Origin of the sequence: Thauera sp. 2A1, from assembly GCF_009469595.2 — a bacterium.
GTDB lineage: Bacteria > Pseudomonadota > Gammaproteobacteria > Burkholderiales > Rhodocyclaceae > Thauera.
In genome coordinates this window covers 166,878-187,507 of the sequence record NZ_SSXV01000005.1, presented here as the reverse complement: position 1 = coordinate 187,507, position 20,630 = coordinate 166,878, and the positions used below count along the sequence as shown (strand labels likewise).

The following is a 20,630-nucleotide window of genomic DNA, read 5'->3' as shown; positions in this document are numbered from 1 at the left end:
CGTGCGTATAATACACATCATGAACAGCGCGGAACTCATCAAGCTATTGGAACGCGACGGGTGGATCTTGGCTAACGTGCGGGGCTCGCACCACGTTTTCCGACACCCGAACAAACCCGGCCACATCAGCGTGCCACACCCGCGCAAAGACCTTGGCAAAGGTCTGGCCCACAAGCTGATGAAGCTCGCAGACATCAAGTGAGATGACCATGAAATACCCGATTGCAATCGAGCCCGGCGACGAAGATCACGCTTGGGGCGTGGTGGTACCAGACCTGCCGGGCTGCTTTTCTGCCGCCGACAGCGGCATCGACGAAGCCATCGAGAACGCGAAGGAGGCTATTGCCGCCTGGATCGAGACGGTGATGGACGAGGGTGGCGATATTCCTGCCCCTACCCGCATCGAGGCGCATCGCGCGAATCCGGAATTTGCAGGCTGGATATGGGCGGTGGCCGAAGTCGACCCGGCAATCCTGGACGACAAGGCCGAACGCGTAAACATCACCCTGCCGCGACGCGTGCTCGCCCGCCTCGACGCCCGTGCCCGGGCAGCGGGTGAAACGCGCTCGGGCTACATCGCAAAGCTGGCGATCGAGGCACGACCGCGGGTGTAAGACACATCGTGAGCATGAGGCCGCCCGGCAAGACGTCGCCGGCATGCGGGCCCCGGCGCGGGCGCCGAGTGGGCTATATTTCGTCTCCCCCCGACTTGCAGCAGCCCAGTCTCCATGCCCGCATCGCAGACCCGTCGCCAGCCCAACAACGTCGACAAGGCTTCATCGCGCCGTAAGAAAACCCACAAGAACGCCACGCCCCGCCTGTCGCCGCGCAAGGTGCCGGACGGCATGGATGCCGCGGCGTGGCAGCGTGCACTTCGGCGTCAATTCGGGCGTGAGCAGTCGTTCAACCTGGAAAATCTTGGCGACGATGCGCTGTTCTCCGAGTTCCGGGTGCACAACCCTGAATCCGGGCGGGCGTACCGCGTGCGTATCCGCGGCCTGGCCTTGGGTGACAACCAGTGCAGTTGCGCGGATTTTCAGACCAACGAACTCGGAACCTGCAAGCACGTCGAGTTCGTGCTCTCTCGGCTCGAGCGCAAGCGGGGTGCGAAGTCGGCACTGAAGCGCGGCTATCGTCCGCCGTACAGCGAACTCCTGCTGCGTCCGGGCGCGCCACGCGCCTTGCGTCTGCGGCTGGGCAGCGAGGCGCCGACGGCGGTGGTCGAGCTCGCGCGCAGCGTGTTTCGCGTCGAAGCGGTCGCGGGCGAGGAGCGCTACCTGCTCGACCGCAACGCCGTGCCTGCGTTCGAGCGCTTCGTCGCGCTGTGCGCCAAGCTCGGCTGCGAGCTGCGCATCGACGAGGCGGTGCGCGACTACATCGCCGGGCTGCGCGATGCCGAGCGGCGCCGCGAGGTGCTGGCGCAGGCCTTCCCCGAGGGTCCGGCGAGCCTGGCGCTGACTGCGCTGGTCAAGGTGCCGCTGTATCCCTACCAGGCGCAGGGCGCCCTGTTCGCGGTCGAGGCCGGGCGTGCGCTGATCGGCGACGACATGGGGCTGGGCAAGACCATCCAGGCGATCGCCGCGGCCGAGATCTTCGCCCGCCATTTCGGCGTGCGCCGAGTGCTGGTGATCTGCCCGACCTCGCTCAAGTACCAGTGGCAGCGCGAGATCGCGCGCTTCACCGGGCGCGAGGCGCGGGTGATCGATGGCGGGCGCAATGCGCGGCGCGATCTGTTCGCGCTCGAGGATTTCTGCAAGATCACCAATTACGAGAAGCTGCGCAGCGATCTAGACCTGATCCAGGCGTGGGCGCCCGAGCTCGTGATCGTCGACGAGGCGCAGCGGGTCAAGAACTGGAACACCATCGCCGCGCGCGCGATCAAGCGCATCGACAGTCCGTATGCGATCGTGCTTACCGGCACACCGCTGGAGAACAAGCTCGAGGAGCTGATCTCGATCGTCCAGTTCGTCGATCAGCACCGCCTCGGCCCCACCTGGAAGCTGATGCACGAGCACACCCAGCGCGACGACACCGGACGCGTCATCGGCTACGTCGGGCTGGATCGCATCGGCCAGACGCTGGCGCCGATCCTCATACGCCGCCGCAAGGCCGAAGTGCTGACGCAGTTGCCGGCGCGCACCGACCAGCAGGTGCTGGTGCCGATGACCGAGCTGCAGGCCGCGCTGCATGAGGACAACGCCCAGATCGCAGGGCGCATCGTGCAGCGCTGGCGGGCAAGCGGCTTCCTGTCCGAGTCCGACCAGCGCCGGCTGACCTGCGCCCTGCAGAACATGCGCATGGTGTGCGACAGCAGCTACCTGCTCGATCAGGACACTGACCATGGCGTGAAGGCGGACGAGCTCGCCGCCCTGCTCGACGAGCTGTTCGCCGACCCGGACGAGAAGGTGGTGATCTTCAGCCAGTGGCTGCGCATGCACGAGGTGTTGATCCGCCGCTTCGAGGCGCGCGGCTGGGGTTACGTGCTGTTCCATGGCGGCATCCCGGCGGACAAGCGCCAGGCCCTGGTCGACCGCTTCCGCGACGATCCCCACTGCCGGCTCTTCCTCGCCACCGACGCCGGCAGCACCGGGCTCAACCTGCAGCATGCCGCCACCCTGGTGAACATGGACCTGCCGTGGAACCCGGCGGTGCTGGAGCAGCGTGCGGCGCGCATTCACCGCCTCGGACAGCAGCGCCCGATCCGCGTGATCAACTTCGTCGCGCGCGGGACGATCGAGGAGGGCATGCTCTCGGTGCTGGCGTTCAAGCGCTCGCTCGCCGCGGGCATTCTCGACGGCGCGGGCGCCGACGTCGCCCTCGGTGGCTCGCGCCTGGCACGTTTCATGAAGGAGGTCGAGGCGGTCACCGGCGCGGCCACGCCGGGCGAGCCGATCGCCGCAGCCGAGGAAATGAGCGCCGCGCTGGACACACCGGAAGAGGCCGCGGACATCACCGATGGCGACGAAGCCGGCACGACTGTCGAGCGTGCGAGCCCGGCTGGCGAAAAGCCTGGGGAATCGGGGCAGGTCGACGGCAAGGCGACGCCGGCTTCAGCCGCCGATCCGTGGTCGGCGCTGCTTGGCGCCGGTACGCAGTTGCTGGAGGCGCTCGCCTCGGCCAGCCGGCCGGCAGATGAAGGCCCGGCTCACCCCTGGGTCGAGCGTGACGCACACAGCGGCCAGGCCCATCTCCGGCTGCCCTTGCCCGAACCGGAAGCGATTGCCCGCATCGCCGATGTGCTGACCGGGCTGGCTACCGCGCTGCGCAAACGGCCCTGAGCCTCCGATGTGGCGCCGGTTTTCCCATTCCCGGCGCGCACGGTCTTACCGTGACGAACCTTTCCGGTAAAGCCTATACCACCTCGAGTTCCAGATGGACCCGCCGGCCGAGGGCTGTTGCGATGTTCACCAGGGCATCGAGCGAAAAGCGCGACACGCGCCCGCGCAGCAGGTCATTGATGCGCGGCTGGGTCACGCCGCAGTGTTCGGCCGCCTCGGCCTGCGTCCAGCCGGCCGCTTTGACGATCTCGGCGATCTGCCGCATCAGTTCGGCACGCGCTTGAAGGTTGGCGGCCTGCGCAGGGGTATCGGCAACAGCGTCCCACACGCTCCTGAACGTCTCGACATTGCTCATTCGGCACCTCTTATCAGGTCGGTGTATCGCTTCCGGGCGAGCTCCACGTCGCGTTTGGCCGTGGCCTGCGTCTTCTTCTGGAAGGCATGGAGCACATAGACGGCATCGGCCAGGCGTGCGGTGTAGATCAGGCGGTATGTGCCCGAGTCGTCCCACACTCGAAGTTCCTCGACGCCTTTGCCAATACTGGGCATCGGCTTGAAGTCGTCCGGTTGTTCCCCGCGCTGCACCTTATCAAGCTGGTAGCCGGCATCGTGCCGGGCATCCTCGGGAAACTCCCGCAGAGATTTGAGCGAGTCGCCGAGGAACCGAAGTAGCTTCATGTTCGGATTATATCCATTTGGATATATCGCGCAAGCCTCCAGCAGTCAACGTCGGGCGCGCGCTGGGAAGGTTCCCGTCGGGGGTGCTATCGACGCTTGGTGTTCGCTATGAGCAAGTTGGATTGCTCGGTCGTGGTGTCGGTAAAGGGATGGGACGCAGCTTGTCCGTAACGGTTGTCGCGGGGCCCACTCCGTCGTATTCAATGTGCATTACCGCTTACCCGGACTTCCAATTCCCGCTACCGACCCAGTCCTGCCGCTGAGCTTTCAAGAAAGCTGTCGTTCAATGAAGGATTCCACCGAGTTGGGCCTTGTGGTGGAAGAATACCTCCTCATGTCCTTGGCCACAGATCCAACGCTCGTTTGAGGAGGGCATTCGCCCGATCCGCAATTGTCCGTTCGTCCCATACGTCGATGCTATGCAATTGTTGGTTAATTGGCAGCAGAGAATGCCGTAGCAACTCGGCTTTCTTTTCCGGCCAAGCGCTATTGGAAGCCGCAGAATTTAGCGCTTGCGTCAGAATCGTGAGGTTGCCGAATGTCTGAAGTACCGCGTTCCGGTTACGAGTGGCAGTAGCCTTCGCGTCTTGAGGCTCTGCGGCCCACAGTTCGGCTCCCGTTAAGCCCTTGCTCCCATCTTGCAAAGGCCAATGCTCGATCCAGGTCTGCGGCAGGATGTGCTCGACAGTCAGCGCTCCATCGACGGACACGAGTTCGTTCTTGCTCCCAAAGAATGTAGCGTTCAGCCGCTTGAGGATGTGAACTACCTTGGGGTTATTGAGCGTTTGATATACGTGCTTCGAGCGCCACGCTTCGCAAAATGCTGCATCTGTTGGCCATTCTGCAGATTCGCCGGTCTGTTCGGACAGTTGCTTTACGAGGTTGGCGTGAGTCAGGCCGTCGCGTCGGAGGTTCCGTGTTAGCGAAAGGAATGTGCGGTTGTAGTTCTTTGTAGTAAGACCGCACACCGCACGACGAAGGATGTAAGACTCCAATGTCGATGAAATCTTTCGCCATTCCTCATCGTCGACCCCCACATCCAAAATTGCGAGAAGTAGCGGATAGCATGTGCGGACATCGAACGTGTCGAGGAAAACCGCCAAAGAACAAATCGGGTCTCCCGCTTTGGGCTCAAGAATTCTGCGGAAATCGTTGCCTTGTCTTGATAGGGTAGCGAGTTCATCGGTAACGGTGGCGAAAGGCTGTTGGCGCTCAATCCAGAACTTGTACTCGACGAATAGATGCTTGATTGGGATGTCAACGCCCTGCCGGCTCGAAAGGAAGTGTTGCATGAACAGGTCGCTCCGAGGACGGAGAAGCCGACCTTGCTTCACTTCGACGCGCCAGAATGAGTCATCAAACTGGCGCCAGTAGTCGTTGTACAGCTCTTCCTGCGGCTCCCCTTTTCGGGCGGCACGTAGGAAGATGAAATTGCGAAGCAGGTCAGCCGGAAGCAGTGGCTCTCCGCGAGCATTTAAGGTCTCGAAAATGACCTGCGCATCGTCATCGTGGTCTAGGTCGATGGCGACAACCTGCAAGGCATTCTTAAGCGCTTGAAAGCATTCCTCGAGTCGTTGCTCTACTGGGACATCGGCGGCCAGGGGCTCGTCTTTTCCGCTGCCGTTGAAGAAATCCGCTATCTGTTCGTAGAAGAAGAGGTATGCCTCGACCATTCGAGGCCTTGGTTCTGGCCTTCGAGCGTACTTTCTGAACACCAGCGGATGCTTTTTCTCCAGGCCAATTCGAGAGCCTGACGAAATCACGTCCATGAACTGGCCGCGATCAAGCTGCGTTGGCCAGACCTTGAATTTGTCGATAGCCGGATCGGCCATCATGCCCTTGTTGAGCGTAAACGCGTCGCACTCTTTGGCAAGTTCCTCGCATTCATGCGCTCGGCAGAAATCACGAAACGATGCGATGAAAATTTGCAATGTTGTGAGGCGCTGCTGTCCATCGATTACTTGGCGTCTCTCGACATGCGTCGTCGGTGTTTGCTTTTGGTCTAAGACCATCGCGCCAAGGAAGTGCACTGGGGCATCCTTGCGGCCTTCCAGATACTCGGCGAACTTTCGGGAGATGTCTTCCCATAGAGGCTCCCATTGTTGTTCCTTGCCCCAGACGTACTGCCGCTGGAACAGAGGAACCTCCAATCGCATTTTCTTCTCGAATATTGCGAGTAGTGGAACTGCATCAGCCTTCATTCAGAGCTCCCGTCTGGATGGCGCAAAAGCCGGTGGATGGAAAAGCCAAACCTTGGTTTTGGGGAGACAGTTCTACCTCACAACATCGAAATGCCGGATAAGATGTTTTTCAGGTTACTGTTTAGAAACACAAAGTACGCGCAACACAGAATAACAAGACAGGAAAAGCAGCAGCCGACTGCCTAGCGGGTCGATCCGACCAACCTGGCACGTAGGCCGAGAGCATACCGCCTCATCCGAATGGCCGCTATCCGGATTGAGTGGTCAGTGACGGCAAGTGGCCGGCTGCCGCTATTGGAAACCGCATCCGCATAGCTACCATTGATCGCGAATCGAGGCGGGTGGCGAGCGACCACACCGACCGATCGCCTGCCTGTTGTCGATTCAGCCGGACAAGCATTCGACCATGAGACCCTGCGGCTTCCTCAGGTCGGCCAGGGTGATTCGACCTGATCGCGCACCCGTCGATGGAACTCCGACGGTGGCAGCGGGCGTCCGAACAGGAACCCTTGCCCGACATCGACGCCCAGCGTGGTCAGCAGTGAAGCCTGTGCCTCGGTTTCGACCCCCTCGGCAATCGTTTCCAGACCCAGCCCGCGGGCGAGCGCCACGACGGCCTGCGCCACGCTGACGGCGGATTGGCTCTGCGGCAGATCGCGCACGAAGGCGATGTCGATCTTCAATGCGTCGACGGCGAAATGGCGCAGGTAGGCAAGTGCGGTGTAGCCCGTGCCGAAGTCGTCCAGCGAGACGCCGATACCGAGCTGACGCAGCGCTTTCAGTCGTCCGTTGACCAAGGGCACGTCCTGCACGGCGGCCGATTCGGTCAGTTCGATGACCAGCCGGTCGGGCGGTGCCGCTGCGAGAGCCAGGGCGTTTTGCAGGCGAGCGACGAAGTCCGGGTGGTAGAAGTCCAATGCCGAGAAATTGACGGCGACGCTGATCGCCGGGTCGGGGCAGGCGGCGATCTCGGCCAGGCTGCGCTGCAGCACCAAGTCGGTGATCTCGCCCACCACGCCGAGGCGTTCGGCCAGCGGGATGAATTCGGCGGGTGGGACCGATCCGAGCTGCACGTCTTCCCAGCGAACCAACGCCTCGGCACCCACGATCCGTCGATCGGCGAGGCGGCATTTGGGCTGCAGGACGAGGCTCAGCCGGTTGTTGCGTACCGCGTCGCGCAGACGGGATTCGATGCCGAGTTCGCGCACCGTCGATTGCTGCAAGCCGTCGGTAAATGCATTGATGCGGCCACGGCCGGTGGCGCCGCAGCGATCGCAGGCCCACTGCGCAGTGCGCAACAGGTCGGCGAAGTCGCCACCACAACACGAGAGACCGAAGGTGACGGTCAGTTGGAGAACCGTAGTGTCCAGCGCATAGGGCTGCCGGAGTGCGGCGGCGACGGTTTCGATGCGCGACGCGGCATCGGCGCCCAGCCACAGCGCGAAGCTGTCCTCGCGCACCCGGCCCGCCACTTCGTGGGGGCCCAGTGTCGCCTGCAGGCGGGCGGCGATTTCCTGCAAGGTGGCAATGCTCCAGCGTTCGCCATAGGCGACGGAGAAGCGCCGGAACTCCTCGATGCGGAACACGGCCACGCGTCGCTCACCGTCGGCCGGCGCGGCGCAGTGTTCGGCAAAGCCCCGCTGGTTGAGCAGGCCGCTCTCGGCGTCGTGCAGCGCAAGGTAGCGCATGTGGTCCTCGGTGCGTTGCCGTTCGCTCATGTCGCGGACGAAGCCGGTGAAGAAGCGCCGCCCCTGACGCTCGAAGGCGGAAATGCCGACCTCGACCGGGAAGCGCGAGCCGTCCTTGCGTACGCCGTCGAGGCGCTGGCCGCTGCCGAGTACATGCTTGACGCCACGGTCGGGGCGGAAGGCTCGCAGAAAGCCGTCGTGCTGTTCCTTCAGGGGCGATGGCACGATGATCGAGATGTTCGCGCCCACGAACTCCTCCCGCTGCCAGCCGAACAGCCGGGTGGCGGCCGCATTCGTATCGACGATAAGGCCACGCTCGTCGATGGTGAACACGGCATCGAGGCTGGTGCCGAGGATGGCGGCGATGGCTTCGGGGTCGTAATCGAACATGTCTGTCTCCCGGATGTGCGCCGCCCCATCGCCGAGCCCAGGTATCAAGGACGGTGCGCTGCGTCCGTCGGCAGGTTCTGACAGCGAGCCGTGTGATTGACTTCGCGCAGGAACACGATCAGGTCCTGCCGCTCCGCGTCGTCCTTCACGCCGTCGTAGCCCATGCTGGTGCCGGGGACGGCCGTCACGGGCGAGCGCAGGAAGCGGTCGAGTGTCCTTTCGTTCCAGACGAAGCCCGCACGGCGCATCGCGGGCGAGTAGGAAAAGCCGGGAACGCTTCCTGCACGCCGCCCGAACAAGCCACAGTGCCGTGGTCCCGTGCGGTCGCTCTCCAGCGCGTGGCAGGCAGCGCAGCGTTCATACACCCGGGCACCACGCGCATAGGCGTCGTCCGCGGGGGTATCCGCCGCTGCGCGCCCGGCGAGCGCGGTACAGAGCAGCAGCCAGCACGCCAAACCTGTCGCGCGCATGATCGTGCATCTCCCGATTCAGGCAACGAAGGCGTCGGGCACCGGCACATCGCCGACGGCATTGCGCAGGATCGCCCAGTGCATCGCTTCGTCGCCGAGGATGCTGCCGGCCGCCTTGGCGAGGTCGCGGTTGCCGAACAGCGGGATGGCGCCCAGATAGGCGCTGACCGCGCCCTTTTCGAGCCCCGCCGCGAAGCGCAGCACATCGGTCTGGTTCTTCAGCGTATCGACCGGAAAGCTGTATTTGTCCTTCGCAGCGACCGCGCGTCCGCCGAGCTTGCCGATGGTGGCGGCGAGCAGCTCGGCGTGCTGCTTGTGATGGCCCTGGAAGGTGACGGCCAGGTCGAGCACGGGCTTTTGCATGAGGCCGCTTTCGGCGCCGACCTGGTAGGCGGCGATGGCTTCCAGTTCGGCCCCCAGTGCGGTGTTGAGGATACGCAGGTCGTTTTCGACCGCTTGGTCGGCTTTGGCGGCTTTGGCGGCCAGTGCCTCGCGACCGGAGAGCAGGGCAATGGCCGTACCGGAAAGCAGGAGACCGGCCTGGCTCAGGAAGGTGCGGCGGGGTTCGACTGTCGCGATGGCCTGCTTGATCAGCGTGTTCATGTTCTTCTCCTTGGGGGGCGCAGCACGGGGCTGCTCAAACGGATTTCCGCTGCAGGCGTGCCAGCACGCCGGCAACGATCCGGTCGCATCGGTCGCCGGCAAAGGCGTAAACCTCGCCGAAGACGTGGTCCATATCCTTGGCCAGCGCCTGGCTCAGGAGATGTCGAGCGCGGAAGAAACGGGTGCGTACCGTCGCCTCGGGAATGCCGAGGACGTCAGCCGTCTCTTCGCTGCTGAGCTCCTCGACGCCGCGCAGGACAAAGACCTCGCGGTACAGATCCGGCAGCGCGTCGATGTGGGATTCGAGCAGGCGCCGCAATTCGCCGTTGGCGGCGGCGGATTCCGGGTTCGGGAAACGGCTTTCGCCCATGTTGTCGTCCTCCTCATCGCCTGCGGGGGCATCGACCGCAGCAAAGATCGCCCGATCGCGGCCGAGACGTTGCCGGCGGCGGATCGCGCGATTGGCGACGATACGGATCAACCAGGTGGAAAGCCGCGCCTCGCCGCGATAGTGGTGCATGCCGCGGTAGGCGAGCAGATACGCGTCCTGAACCACCTCCTCGGCCTCCTGATCGTCACGCAGGATGCTGCGCGCCGTGCGGAACAGCATCTGGTTGTGGCGCCGCATCATCGTCGTGAAGGCGTCCTGGTCGCCCGCCGCAACCGCATGCGCCAGGTCGATGTCGGCGCGGGGAGCCGTGGTGGCTGGGTATCTGTCCGGGATCATGGCTTGCTCCGTTCTGGCCGTGTTCAACCCATTGGATGCAGGCGATGCGAACCGCGTTTCAGCCGAGGCGAAATAAGGGGGGAGACAAGAGGAGGGGGGCAATAGGCTTGGAGGCAAGCCCCATGACCGCGACGACCACCGGACCCGTCGGGCAGGGCTTGCGCCTTGCCGTGCCGCGGCCGGTGCAACGGCTCGCGGCGACGGTGATCCGGCTCACGATGCGCTGCGCGACTCGTAATACTGGGCGATGGCGGGAATCCCGGCGATCCGCTCGGTGAAGGTCGCGAGCTTGGGTGCCACGGTCTCGACCAGGTCGGCTGGAATGTGGTCCAGCTTGCCGGAGCCCAGCCAGCGCAGGATGACGAAGGCCTTGAGGTCGGCGATGGTCAGGCGACGGTCCGCAAGGAATTCGCCGCCGTGGGCTTCGAGCTGGTGCTGCAGCCATCGCAGATACCGCGGCAATACTTCCGCCGCCAGGGCCTCGCGGGCGTCCTTGAGCGCATCGCCGGTCATTCCGAAAGTCGCCACGATCTTCGTCGTGATGTCTTCCAGTGCGCCCATCACTTCGTCGCAGAACAAGGCCTGGAGGTCGTCTTCCGGGTAGAGCCCGGCCAGCTTTCCGGCATAGCGCGTGATTGCGTCGCTCTGGGTGACCTGCACGTCATTGACGTGAAGCGTCGGCACCTGGTCCAGCGGTGTCGTCTTGCGCACCTCGGCAAAATCACCGAACGCAAACCGGTTGTCCTCGAATGGAATTCCGCCGATGTGCAGGGCCAGGCGCGCGGGCTCTGCCCGTCCGCCGGAAAAGTCGAAATAGGTAAGCTTGAGTTTGTCCATGGGTCCGTGTCCTGCCAGCGTGCGGCGTTGTGGGTCGGGGAGTCTTGCAATCGGGTCGGTGCAAGGTGGGTACTGCAGGAGACACGTATAAGCGACGCGGCCGGGGCATGCAAGGGCATGCGGCTGTCGCAGCCGGCCCACGATCAACCCACCAGCGCCATCACCTTTGCACGCACTTCTGCCAGCTCGGCGGCGCTGATGCGGCCCTTCAGCTTGGCCCGTCGCGCCCGCCAGTCGAGGCTCTTGACCTGATCGGCGAGTACGGCGCTTTCGGTGTCGCCTGCAATGCGCACCTCGAACGGATAGCCCTTGATCTGCGTGGTCATGGGACAGCACAGCATCAAGCCCGTCTTGCCGTTGTAGGCCGCGGGGCTCAGCACCAAGGCGGGCCGATGTCCTGCCTGTTCGTGACCTGCCTGCGGGTCGAACTGCAGCCAGACGATGTCTCCGGCACCCGGCACAAAGGCACGCGACATCACCAGACTTCGTTGCCGACCGCCGGGCCCGTGCCCACCTCAGCGTGCAGGTTGTCGGCGGTGATGGCGGCGAGCAGGACATCCAGGTCGTAACGCTTGTGCGCCAACGGTTCGATGATGATGCGGCCGTCTTCCTCGCGCACATCCACTGCGGCGTCGAGCTTCAGATGTGCCGCCTCCATGATGGCGGCGGGGATACGAACGGCCGCGCTGTTCCCCCATTTCTTCACGGTGAGTTGCATGTTGCCTTCTCCAGAATAGATCTACATTGTAGATACTTCATTCCAGCAGATGTGCGTGATTCTGCAGATCTCGCTCACGCTGCTCGACCCGGCGCTGGTAGCTGGCCTGGTTCTTGGTACAACGCAGCTCGTACGGGCGGGTGTGGCGGAGGGTCTCGGTGTCGACATCGCAGGCATCGCGCCGGATGGAGTCCTCGACATGGCTGCGCTGCGCCTCGGCCGCCTTCAGGACCCACTGCTTGCGCGTCGGGTCGGCCAAGAAGTGGGCGAGCTGAAGGCAGTTCGGGCAGCGGCAGCGGACCTGGCTGGGACGTGAAAAGTCTGCGGGCGGCTGCAGCGGCTCGGCGATGCGTCGGGCCAGTTGCGGACAATAAGGCAGGCAAGCTCGTGCGCCTGATGCCACAAGTCGGCCACCGCCTGCTCCGCTGTTCCGCCCTGCTGCCAGCGCCGCACCAGATCGGCCAGCCAGGGCAAGGACACAGCTCGTCCTCGATGAAGGGCAAGCGCTGGAGCACAGCACGGGTATCGTCCGCCGCGCGCAGGCCGGTGAGCACGAGCCGGCGCTCGAAGACCTCGCCCATCTCGAACGCCTCGGTTTCGCTGTCGCGATGGTAGTGGTGCCGGCGGCCGTAATAGATTTCCTCTGCGCTGCCGGTTTCCTCGATATTGACCAGCGCCAGGCTGAGGTCGCACTGCGCTTTCTGCGCGGCTTTCACCAACAGTGCGCCGACCGCCGCATCTGCGTTCTTCAGCGTCTCGAATCCGATCTCGGCCGCGGTATAGACGTGCTCGAGCGGATAGATCAGCTTCTACGGCACCAGTAGCGAGTACGTGCGCGAATTGATCCGTAAGGATCAGGATCGTGAGCGCTTGCGTGAGTTGCTGCGGGCTGGGGCAGCCACTGCGCCGGCATCACCGGCGGACGCCGCTTACTTCGAAGGTCTGCGTGACCGGGTACGAAAGGTTGCACATCCGGTGAGTTGAGCTCCCTTCCACTGGCCAATGCCGATGCCGGGCCGCCGCTACTTGACGCGAAGACACCGGCCATCACGCACCCCGCTGTTTCGACTGCCATTCCACAAATTCCGACGGCCGCAGGCCGTAACGTGCCAGCACGCCTTCGTGCAGCCGTCGCAGTTCGTCGATCACCAGTGACTCGACACTGTCCCTGTCCGCGCCCAGCGCGTGGCCTGACAGGCACGCTTCGATGACTTTGAGCGGGGCGCGCTCGGGCTGGCGGACCACTTCTCGCACTGCCTGTTTGATGACTTCCCGCCAGGCCAGGCGCAACGGATCGGGCTCGGTCAGGTCCTGCTTGATGGCGAGGTATTCCTGGGTCGAGCGCTCGTAGGCCCAGACGTAGAGGTCACGCAGCAGTTCGATCCGGGTCAGTTCGTAGACGCCGAGCACGGCGCGGCTGTACGCCTGCTCGGGCACGTCGAGAAAGGTCAGCGGGCACAGGTTGACACGAATCAGCGGCAGGTTTGCTGCAAGTCGCGAGGTCCGCTTATTGACGTCGGCAAAGGGCTGCAGATAGGGCAGGTGCACCATGACGAAGAAGGATTGCTCGAAGGGATCCTCGATGCGGTTCGCCTTGTCGAGCAGAAGATCCAGACCTTCTTCGATCTGAGCCGGCACGCCCAGCGGGCGGTAGACGCTCTTGCCGATCTCGACGCCATGCTGTCGCAGCCGGCCCTCGTCGGCCGGGTTGGGCAGGAGGTTTTCGGAGAGGGCAGCGTGCAGATTGAGCACGGTGAAGCGGTTCAGTCCGGCGGTGTCGGCGTTTTCCACCAGCAGTTCGATCGCCGCCTTGTGGTTGAGGATCATCTGCGTTTCGATCGCCGCCTTGCCCTGCGCGGCGCGGCCATGCTCGATCAGCTCTCGGGTGTCGAGCCGGCTGTAGGTGTTGCCTTCCAGATGGCTCGATGCCCAGGACAGGTCGATCAGCAGGCGGTTGAGCACTGCACGGCCATAGGTGCCGGCCGGCAGCCGCGTCTGGCCGGTGTCGCCCATCTTGTGCAACTGGCGGCGCAGCGGCGCGGACAAGTACCAGGTCCGGTTGGGCTGATAGGCGGCGAGGAACTCGCGCTGGTAGCCCACGGGCTTGCGCACAGTGAGTGGCTGATCGACATACGCGAGGATGTCGCGACTGTCGGCCGACAAGGGGATGTGCCCGGGAAAACGATCCCTCGCCTCGATCGTGGCCGCGACGGCTTCGACCGCCAGCAAATAGCGACGCGATCGACCGCCACCCAGCGCGTTGATCCGTCCCTGCGCAACCAGTTCGTTGAGCCAGCGCTGGACGGTGCGGCGCGTAAACCCCGGGCGGCGCTTCAGGAGGTCGGTAATCGACAGACCGTCGCGAGCGGACCGAAGGAATCCGAGGAGTTCGTCAGGGGGGGATGGCATACGGGTAGGTGGCGCGATTACTCGACTTGGTGGCGCGATTATGGCGCGATTATGGCGCGATTAAGTTAATCGCGCCATTTCAGTGGCGCGATTCCGTCACTGCCCTTGGATGGCCTCGCCGCGATACGCATCTGCCCCCCCGTCACTGGACAGCCTCCGCGCTTTCGGGAAGATTCCGCCATGTCACGCGCCATCGCGCGAAGAACAACAACGACGGAGACGATCCCCATGACCGAAGCGACGACCGAGCCCGTCGTGCAGCACTTCCGCCTCGCCCTGCTGTGGCCGCTGCGGCTGCTGACGGCGACGGGGGCGCTGGGGCCGCAGCAGCGGCCCTGGGAGGTGCTGCGCGACATGGCCGAGGCGTCGCCGTGGCATGAGGTGGAGCACGACCTGGAGGTTGAGGGCAGCGTCTTCCAGGAGCGGCACTACAACGAGTTCGTCACCTTCCTGCCCTACGTGCAGCAGTTCCTGTACGGCGAGGGGCGCTCGCAGCACAGCGGCGCGGCGGACGCCGGGCCGGCGATGCGGGTGTTCCGCCGCCGCGACATCGCTAAGGTGCGCGTCGCCGCGCGCGAGGGCGACGCGCCGGTGACGCTGGATGTCGTCCATGTGCATCTGTATTTCTTCTTCGACGTCGATGTGGTGATCCTCAACGTCGAGGTGGCGGGCGGCGGCATGCCTTTGTCCGAGGTGCAGGAGCTGATGTACCGCATCGGCCGCGCCTACCCGTCGGGCTGGGACGAGCACGGCCGCGCGCTGCACAGCCTGGCGGTGTCGGAGCTGATCGGGCGCGACGGCTCGGTGCTGGCGCGCACCGACGCGCACGAGCGCGAGGCCTTCATGGCGCATGTGAGCCGCCACCGGGCGCCGCGCATAGCGGCGCACTGGGCCTGGCTGATGCAGCCGCTGGTAAGCGCCTACTCCGAGCAGCCCGGCGCGCTGCGCTACCGCCAGATCGAATATCACCGCATGCCGCTGACGGCCTATCTCGCCCTCGACGACCCGCTGGCGCTGACGCGCAACGACTTCATCCGCCTCGGGCTGGTCACCGGCGCGGGACCGCGCAATGGAGAGACGGTGCGCGACGGCAGCGGCAACGCCCTGCCCTATGGCGAACCGCATCTGGCCGATTTCGAGCGCCGCTACTGCTACGACCGTTTCTGGTCGAGCGGCGGGGCCGCGCCCAACACCCGCTACCTGTGCAGCGGCCACGCGCTGGTGGTGGTGGGCGATGCGAAGTCGCCCTTCTTCACCGACCGCGAGCGCGGCGTGCTGGCGCAGTTCCGCCATCAGCACTTCCTGCTGTTCCTGATCGCGCATTTCCAGAAGGCGGCGCTGCTGATGTTCTCGGAACGCCTGGTGGAGGCGCTGAAGCGGCTGCAGGTGGCCGACGCGGAGAGTGTGCGGCGCTTCAAGCGCGCGATCCGCGCCAGCTTCGAGGGCTTCCTGCGCTTCACGCACCGCTACTGGTTCCACGACATCGCCGAGCAGGCGCAGACCCGCGCCTTGTTCCGCATGACGGTAGATCACCTCGAGATCGATCCGCTGTATGCCGAGGTGAAGGAGCGCACCGCCGACATGAACAGCTACCTTGACGCCGACAGCCTGCGCCGCCAGGCGAACACCGTGGTGCGGCTGACGGTGGTGACGATCTTCGGCCTGATCGGCACCATCACCACCGGCTTCCTGGGCATGAACCTGCTCACCATCACGGAATCGCCGCTTTCCCAGCAACTGCTCTATTTCGCCGTCGTGTTCGTCGTCTCCACCGCGCTGACGATGTACACGATGGTGAAGTCCAAGCGGTTGTCGGATTTCCTCGACGCGGTGTCGGACGAACGCCTGTCGGCCTGGACCAAGGTGAAAGCTTTTGCGGCGGTATGGTGGCGCAGGACGGATTGAGCCGCGGGCTCAGATCAGCCACTCGGGGCGCAGCGCCATCACCACGCCGAGCGCCAGCATCACCGCGCCCGCCACCAGCTTCAGCACGCGGCCGCCGCGCTCGGTGAGCTTGCCGCTGCCCAGCGCCAGCACCGCGGCGGCGACCATCAGCGAGTCGTCGGCGATGTAGGCGAGGTTGTAGAGGCCCAGGTAGGCGTAGTGCGCCAGCGGCGACAGGCCCTGCTGGGTCAGCACCGCGGTGTAGATCGCCGGCAGCCCTGCGGTGCACAGCAGCTCGACGAAATTCACCACCACCGCGAGCACCGCCACCCCGAGGAGCGAGGCGAGCAGCGATTCGGCCTTCAGCACCGCGCGCACGCGGACATAGATGCCGGGCTTGGCGGCTGCCGGAATGGACAGCGACACGCCCTGCCGCAAGGCGAAGAAGTCCTTCACGTTGATGGCGCCGATCACGATCGCCACCGCCGCGAGGCCGAGGCGCAGGGCGTCGGTCATGCCCACCAGCAGGAACACGTTGAGCCACGCCGCCATGAAGGCGTAATACACCGCGCCACTGGCGAGGACGAAGGTGCCGGCAATCAGCGCCATGCGCCGCCGGTCGTGCAGCCGCACCAGCAGTGACAGCAGGAACAGCAGCACCCACATCGCACAGGGATTGAAGCCATCCAGCAGGCCGATCGCCAGCGTGAACACGGGCAGGCCGAGGCGCGAGGCGCTCAGCGTGCCGAACAGCGCGGTGTCGACTTTTCCTGCAGCCGCGCGCGGCCCTTTGCCGATCAGCGCGCGCAGTTCGGCGCCGCTGTGCCCGGCATCGTCGAAACCGACCAGCACCTGGCCGTTGAAGACGAAAGTCGGCACGCCGGGCGGCCACTCGTCGGCTTCGCGGCTGATGCGGATCAGGTCTTCACGCGCGGCTGGGTCGCGATCCACCGGCCGCAAGCGGATCTGCAGGTCGGGGCGCTCGGCCGCCAGTTGCGCGAGGAAGACCTTGGCGTCGGCGCAGTGCGGGCAGCCTTCGCGCACGAAGACTTCCAGCACCGGTTGCTCCACCTGAACCTCGCCGGGCGAAGGCACCGCTGCGCCCGCCGCGATCGACGGCCAGGGCAGGAGCATCGCCAGCAGCAGGGCGAGGAGCCAGCCCCGCAGCGGAACTGGCAGGATCGGGCGCACGCTATACATGGCTCGATCATAAGACGACGAAAGGCCCCGCAGGGCCTTTCGTCAGACAACGGAACGCGGCTTACTTGACGCGGTTCTTGTACTCGTCGGTACGCGTGTCGATTTCGATCTTGTCGCCGATCTCGACGAAGGCCGGCACCGGCAGTTCGAAACCGGTGCCGATGCGGGCCGGCTTCATCACCTTGCCCGAGGTGTCGCCCTTGACGGCGGGCTCGGTGTACACGACTTCGCGCACCACGCTGTTGGGCAGCTCGACCGAGATCGCCTTGCCGTTGTAGAAGACCACTTCGCACTGCAGACCGTCTTCGAGGTACTTCAGCGCGTCGGTCATGTTCTCGGCCTCGACCTCGTACTGGTTGTACTCGGCGTCCATGAACACGTACATCGGGTCGGCGAAGTAGGAGTAGGTGACTTCCTTGTGGTCGAGCACCACGACCTCGAACTTGTCGTCGGCCTTGTAAACCGACTCGGACGGCGCGCCCGTGAGCAGGTTCTTGAACTTCATCTTGACGACTGCGGAGTTGCGGCCGGACTTGTTGTATTCGGCCTTCTGCACCACCAGCGGGTCGTTGCCGACCATGATGACGTTGCCCGAACGGAGTTCCTGAGCGGTTTTCATGCTGATTCCTGGATTATGAGCGACGCGGCAAGTGCCGCATGTCGTTGAAAAATTTAGGCGCGGGATTCTACCGCGGCGCAGCGAGAATGTCGAAACAGAATTTTGTCAAGCCGGTCGCGAGATCGGCTCGCGCTGACAGCTCGTCGCACCAGCGTCCCGCATGGGCGCGCAGGGCCGGCAGCGCGGCGGAGAACATCGGCCACGCGTCGGCCACGCCCCGTTCCTCGTTCCACGCCAGCCAGAAGCCGCGCAAGGCCAGTGCTGCCTCGGGCGAAAGACCGGCGGTGTAGCGCGCCATGAAGGCTTCGAGCTTGTCGCGATGGGCGCCGTCCTGCTCGTGCTGCGGATAGATCTGCCACACGAAGGGCACACCCGCCCATTGCGCGCGCACGAAGGAGTCCTCACCGCGCACGAAGTTCAGATCGCAGGCCCACAGCAGGCGGTCGTAGCCCGGCTGGTCGGTGAAGGGCAGCACGACCACCTGCAGCCGGCCGTCCTGCACCTGGTCACCGGGCACGAGACGGTCGCGACCCAGCGCCCGGGCGACGTCGGCCAGCACGCGGCCTTCGGGCACCAGCGCCACCACCGGCCGCTCGCCATCGCGCCAGGCCTGCATCAGGCCGGGCAGTTCGGGCTGTTCGTAGGCGAATAGCGACAGCAGCAAGGCATCGGCAGGCAGCGCCTTCACGCCATGCCCGGCCAGCCATTGCTGGCGCCCGCCGGGTTCGCTGCGGAAGGCATCGCGCTGCGACAGCAGCTCGGGCTCGCGCAGCAGGCCGCCGGTGCGGGCGTCGAAACCCGGGAAGAAGAAATGCTTCAGCAGCGGCAGGCGCGGATGTGGCGAGGCCATCGCATGGTAGTCGCGCACCCAATCTTCGGCGGACAGGTATTCGAGGTTGATCCAGGCCGGCTTCGCCGCCCGTGCCGCCATCGCCTGCAGGTGGGCTTCGGGAATCTCGCAGGCGAAGGCCTCGATCACCACGTCCGCCGGCTCGACGGCTGCGAAGGCAGTCGTCCAGCGCCGCACCTCCACGCCCTGATGCACGAAGCTGCGCGCCGGATCCGCACCTTCCGCGGCGGGACACAGGCGCGCAAACGAGGCCCAGTCATCCACCCACAGCCGGACGCCGCGCGCATGGTTCCGGGCCAGATCCCGCGCCAGGCGCCAGCAGACGCCAATATCCCCAAAATTATCCACAACCTGGCAGAAGATCTCCCAGGTGAGGCCGGACGAAATGGAAGTAGTTTTCATTTGACGAGGTCAACTGGACAAGTCTGGAGATGAGCGCTGGAGAGCTTGTGGACAAAGGCCTTCCGGCGGCGATTCGCAAAAAACATGGACATTTGGCACACAGCGATCGAGGGGGCTTATCAACGGCCTTGTTCCGGCTGAAAAATCGCGCAGATACTGGGCACAGCAGAGTTATCCACAGAAATCGGGCCACTGTTTACATCTTTATCTTTTAAATTAAAAGAAAAACAAAAGAACAAAACCCGAACCGGCGGACGGCGTGCAGGCTGCACCGCCCCGGCCCTGCAGGCGGTGCTCCCCGAAAAGAAAAATCCCGTTTGCGCGGGATTTCGTTGGGTCAGTCGAAGTGGCTCAGGGCATCGAAGTCGGCCGGCTCCAGCCAGCGCCACTCGCCGGGCGCGAGGTCGGGGTCCAGCGCCAGGCCGCCCACCACGCTGCGATGCAGGACGACGACACGGTTGCCGATGGCGCCGATCATGCGCTTGACCTGGTGATACTTGCCTTCGGCGATGGTAAGGCGCAGGGCGTGGGAGCCCGTCTGCTCGCAGGCGACCGCAGCGATCGGCGCAGGTTCGTCGTCGAGCTGCACACCGGCGAGCAGGGCCTGCACGGTGGCGTCGCCGACCGGATCGGCCAGTTGCAGTTCATAGACCTTGGGCGTGCGCTTCTTGCCCGAGCTCCACTGGTGGATGAACTGGCCGTCGTCCGACAGCAGCAGCAGACCGGTCGTGTCCTGATCCAGGCGTCCGACGCACTGCACGCCGCGGTTGAGCAAGGGGTCGGGCAACAGGCGGAAGATCGATGGATGGAAAGTCGGCTTGTGCGAGCATTCGTGGCCGGTGGGCTTGTGCAGCATCACATAGGCCTGGGCACGGAAGCGCCAGGGTTCGCCATCGACTTCGAAGGCGAGCCCGGGATTGCCGTCGGTGCTGCCCGGATCGAAGTCGGCGTTCGGGTTGTCACACACAGTGCCGGCGATGCTGACGTAGCCGGCGCGGATGAGGGCGCGGCACTCCTTGCGGCTGCCGAAACCCTGGGAATGGAGAAGGCGTTCGAGTTGCATGGGCGCATGGTATCCCGGGCGGCACGGCGGGCGCGGTAAACTGTGCCCTCGCCTGGTTCAGGAGAAGCACCATTGAGATTCGAACACCTGATCGAGGTGAATGACCTCGAAAACCCGCTGCAGACCGCGCTGACGCGCGAGGAGCTGTGGTTCGGCCTGCTGTGCAGGGCGGAAGACGCGCGCGCCTTCCTGCCGGGCCTTGAAGCCTGCCGCGTGGTCGAGCGCAGCGACGAGCATCTGGTGCGCGACCTCCATTTCGGCAGCGCGGTGATCCGCGACCGTGTCACCTTCCGCACCCTGGACTGGATCTGTTTCGAATCCGAGGCCAACGAGGAACACGCCGGCGGCAGCCTGCGCATCACCATCGAGGAGCCGCAGCAGGGTGCGCTCTTCCTGCGCTTCCAGTACCAGACCACGCTGCCCGAAGGCGGCGGCACCGAGGATGGGCAATACGCCGCCTTCGTGCGCTCCGCCTACCACCAGTCGGATATCGACACGGTGCGCGTCATCCGCATGATCGCCGAGTCCGGCGGCTTGCAGCAGTAAGCCCTTTTTGACATGCGCCCGCCGGAGGGTGGCGGGCGCGTTTTCGTTCACGACGAGGAAGAAACGC

The 20,630-nt window shown here is 64.7% G+C and carries 21 protein-coding genes; 5 read left to right on the top strand and 16 right to left on the bottom strand.

The window, feature by feature from the left end:
• The first annotated feature begins 19 nt into the window (after window positions 1–19).
• The 3 genes from GH664_RS07015 to GH664_RS07005 all read left to right on the top strand — a co-directional run bounded on the left by GH664_RS07015 (window position 20) and on the right by GH664_RS07005 (window position 3,278).
• Window positions 20–202 carry a type II toxin-antitoxin system HicA family toxin gene (locus GH664_RS07015; protein ID WP_153167326.1) on the top strand — a complete coding sequence of 61 codons (183 nt, stop codon included), beginning with the start codon at window positions 20–22 and terminating at the stop codon, window positions 200–202.
• Between the two features lie 7 nt (window positions 203–209).
• The gene (locus tag GH664_RS07010; RefSeq protein WP_039921138.1) at window positions 210–614 is read left to right on the top strand and encodes a type II toxin-antitoxin system HicB family antitoxin; all 405 of its coding nucleotides are present in this window, start codon (window positions 210–212) and stop codon (window positions 612–614) included.
• A 114-nt stretch (window positions 615–728) separates the two neighbouring features.
• Window positions 729–3,278 (top strand): SNF2-related protein, encoded by a 2,550-nt coding sequence (locus GH664_RS07005; RefSeq protein ID WP_228111416.1) that lies wholly within the window; start codon window positions 729–731, stop codon window positions 3,276–3,278.
• Window positions 3,279–3,351: 73 nt separating this feature from the next.
• On the opposite strand, the gene GH664_RS07000 is transcribed toward GH664_RS07005, so the two are convergent.
• From GH664_RS07000 to GH664_RS06945, 12 genes are all read right to left on the bottom strand, one after another.
• Window positions 3,352–3,633, bottom strand: coding sequence for a helix-turn-helix domain-containing protein (locus GH664_RS07000; protein ID WP_153167325.1), 282 nt, complete (start codon window positions 3,631–3,633; stop codon window positions 3,352–3,354).
• Complete coding sequence (locus tag GH664_RS06995; protein WP_153167324.1) at window positions 3,630–3,956, bottom strand: type II toxin-antitoxin system RelE/ParE family toxin; 327 nt, start codon at window positions 3,954–3,956, stop codon at window positions 3,630–3,632. The genes GH664_RS07000 and GH664_RS06995 overlap by 4 nt, the downstream gene beginning before the upstream one ends.
• A 332-nt stretch (window positions 3,957–4,288) precedes the next feature.
• Window positions 4,289–6,157, bottom strand: coding sequence for a DUF262 domain-containing protein (locus tag GH664_RS06990; RefSeq protein WP_153167323.1), 1,869 nt, complete (start codon window positions 6,155–6,157; stop codon window positions 4,289–4,291).
• Between the two features lie 425 nt (window positions 6,158–6,582).
• Window positions 6,583–8,235, bottom strand: a complete 1,653-nt coding sequence (locus GH664_RS06985) for a bifunctional diguanylate cyclase/phosphodiesterase (protein WP_153167322.1) — start codon at window positions 8,233–8,235, stop codon at window positions 6,583–6,585.
• A 44-nt stretch (window positions 8,236–8,279) separates the two neighbouring features.
• Window positions 8,280–8,705: a cytochrome c family protein gene (locus GH664_RS06980; RefSeq protein WP_153167321.1), complete on the bottom strand. Its 426-nt coding sequence runs from the start codon at window positions 8,703–8,705 to the stop codon at window positions 8,280–8,282.
• Window positions 8,706–8,723: 18 nt separating this feature from the next.
• Window positions 8,724–9,308 (bottom strand): ferritin-like domain-containing protein, encoded by a 585-nt coding sequence (locus GH664_RS06975; protein ID WP_153167320.1) that lies wholly within the window; start codon window positions 9,306–9,308, stop codon window positions 8,724–8,726.
• 34 nt (window positions 9,309–9,342) lie between these two features.
• Complete coding sequence (locus GH664_RS06970) at window positions 9,343–10,062, bottom strand: RNA polymerase sigma factor (protein ID WP_228111415.1); 720 nt, start codon at window positions 10,060–10,062, stop codon at window positions 9,343–9,345.
• A gap of 186 nt (window positions 10,063–10,248) precedes the next feature.
• The gene (locus GH664_RS06965) at window positions 10,249–10,872 is read right to left on the bottom strand and encodes a glutathione S-transferase (protein ID WP_153167319.1); all 624 of its coding nucleotides are present in this window, start codon (window positions 10,870–10,872) and stop codon (window positions 10,249–10,251) included.
• 143 nt (window positions 10,873–11,015) lie between these two features.
• On the bottom strand, window positions 11,016–11,348 hold the full coding sequence (mazF, locus tag GH664_RS06960) for an endoribonuclease MazF (protein ID WP_153167318.1): 333 nt from the start codon (window positions 11,346–11,348) through the stop codon (window positions 11,016–11,018).
• Window positions 11,348–11,590, bottom strand: coding sequence for an AbrB/MazE/SpoVT family DNA-binding domain-containing protein (locus tag GH664_RS06955; protein ID WP_153167317.1), 243 nt, complete (start codon window positions 11,588–11,590; stop codon window positions 11,348–11,350). Before GH664_RS06955 ends, mazF begins: the two co-directional genes overlap by 1 nt.
• Window positions 11,591–11,627: 37 nt before the next feature.
• Complete coding sequence (locus GH664_RS06950; RefSeq protein ID WP_153167316.1) at window positions 11,628–11,993, bottom strand: hypothetical protein; 366 nt, start codon at window positions 11,991–11,993, stop codon at window positions 11,628–11,630.
• 644 nt (window positions 11,994–12,637) lie between these two features.
• Window positions 12,638–13,999, bottom strand: coding sequence for a Fic family protein (locus GH664_RS06945; protein WP_153167315.1), 1,362 nt, complete (start codon window positions 13,997–13,999; stop codon window positions 12,638–12,640).
• A gap of 228 nt (window positions 14,000–14,227) precedes the next feature.
• Here GH664_RS06945 and GH664_RS06940 point away from each other — a divergent pair, with 228 nt between their 5' ends.
• Window positions 14,228–15,904 (top strand): hypothetical protein, encoded by a 1,677-nt coding sequence (locus GH664_RS06940; protein WP_153167314.1) that lies wholly within the window; start codon window positions 14,228–14,230, stop codon window positions 15,902–15,904.
• 9 nt (window positions 15,905–15,913) lie between these two features.
• Here GH664_RS06940 and GH664_RS06935 read toward each other — a convergent pair whose 3' ends face one another.
• The 4 genes from GH664_RS06935 to GH664_RS06920 form a co-directional block, all read right to left on the bottom strand.
• Window positions 15,914–17,083 carry a glutaredoxin family protein gene (locus GH664_RS06935; protein WP_228111414.1) on the bottom strand — a complete coding sequence of 390 codons (1,170 nt, stop codon included), beginning with the start codon at window positions 17,081–17,083 and terminating at the stop codon, window positions 15,914–15,916.
• 61 nt (window positions 17,084–17,144) lie between these two features.
• Window positions 17,145–17,702 carry an elongation factor P gene (gene efp / locus GH664_RS06930; RefSeq protein ID WP_153167313.1) on the bottom strand — a complete coding sequence of 186 codons (558 nt, stop codon included), beginning with the start codon at window positions 17,700–17,702 and terminating at the stop codon, window positions 17,145–17,147.
• A gap of 67 nt (window positions 17,703–17,769) precedes the next feature.
• Window positions 17,770–18,954: an elongation factor P maturation arginine rhamnosyltransferase EarP gene (earP, locus tag GH664_RS06925; RefSeq protein WP_153167312.1), complete on the bottom strand. Its 1,185-nt coding sequence runs from the start codon at window positions 18,952–18,954 to the stop codon at window positions 17,770–17,772.
• Window positions 18,955–19,291: 337 nt separating this feature from the next.
• Window positions 19,292–20,017 carry a 16S rRNA pseudouridine(516) synthase gene (locus GH664_RS06920; RefSeq protein WP_153167311.1) on the bottom strand — a complete coding sequence of 242 codons (726 nt, stop codon included), beginning with the start codon at window positions 20,015–20,017 and terminating at the stop codon, window positions 19,292–19,294.
• Between the two features lie 72 nt (window positions 20,018–20,089).
• Between GH664_RS06920 and GH664_RS06915 the strand changes: the two genes are divergently transcribed.
• The gene (locus GH664_RS06915) at window positions 20,090–20,563 is read left to right on the top strand and encodes an SRPBCC family protein (RefSeq protein ID WP_153167310.1); all 474 of its coding nucleotides are present in this window, start codon (window positions 20,090–20,092) and stop codon (window positions 20,561–20,563) included.
• Window positions 20,564–20,630: the final 67 nt, after the last annotated feature.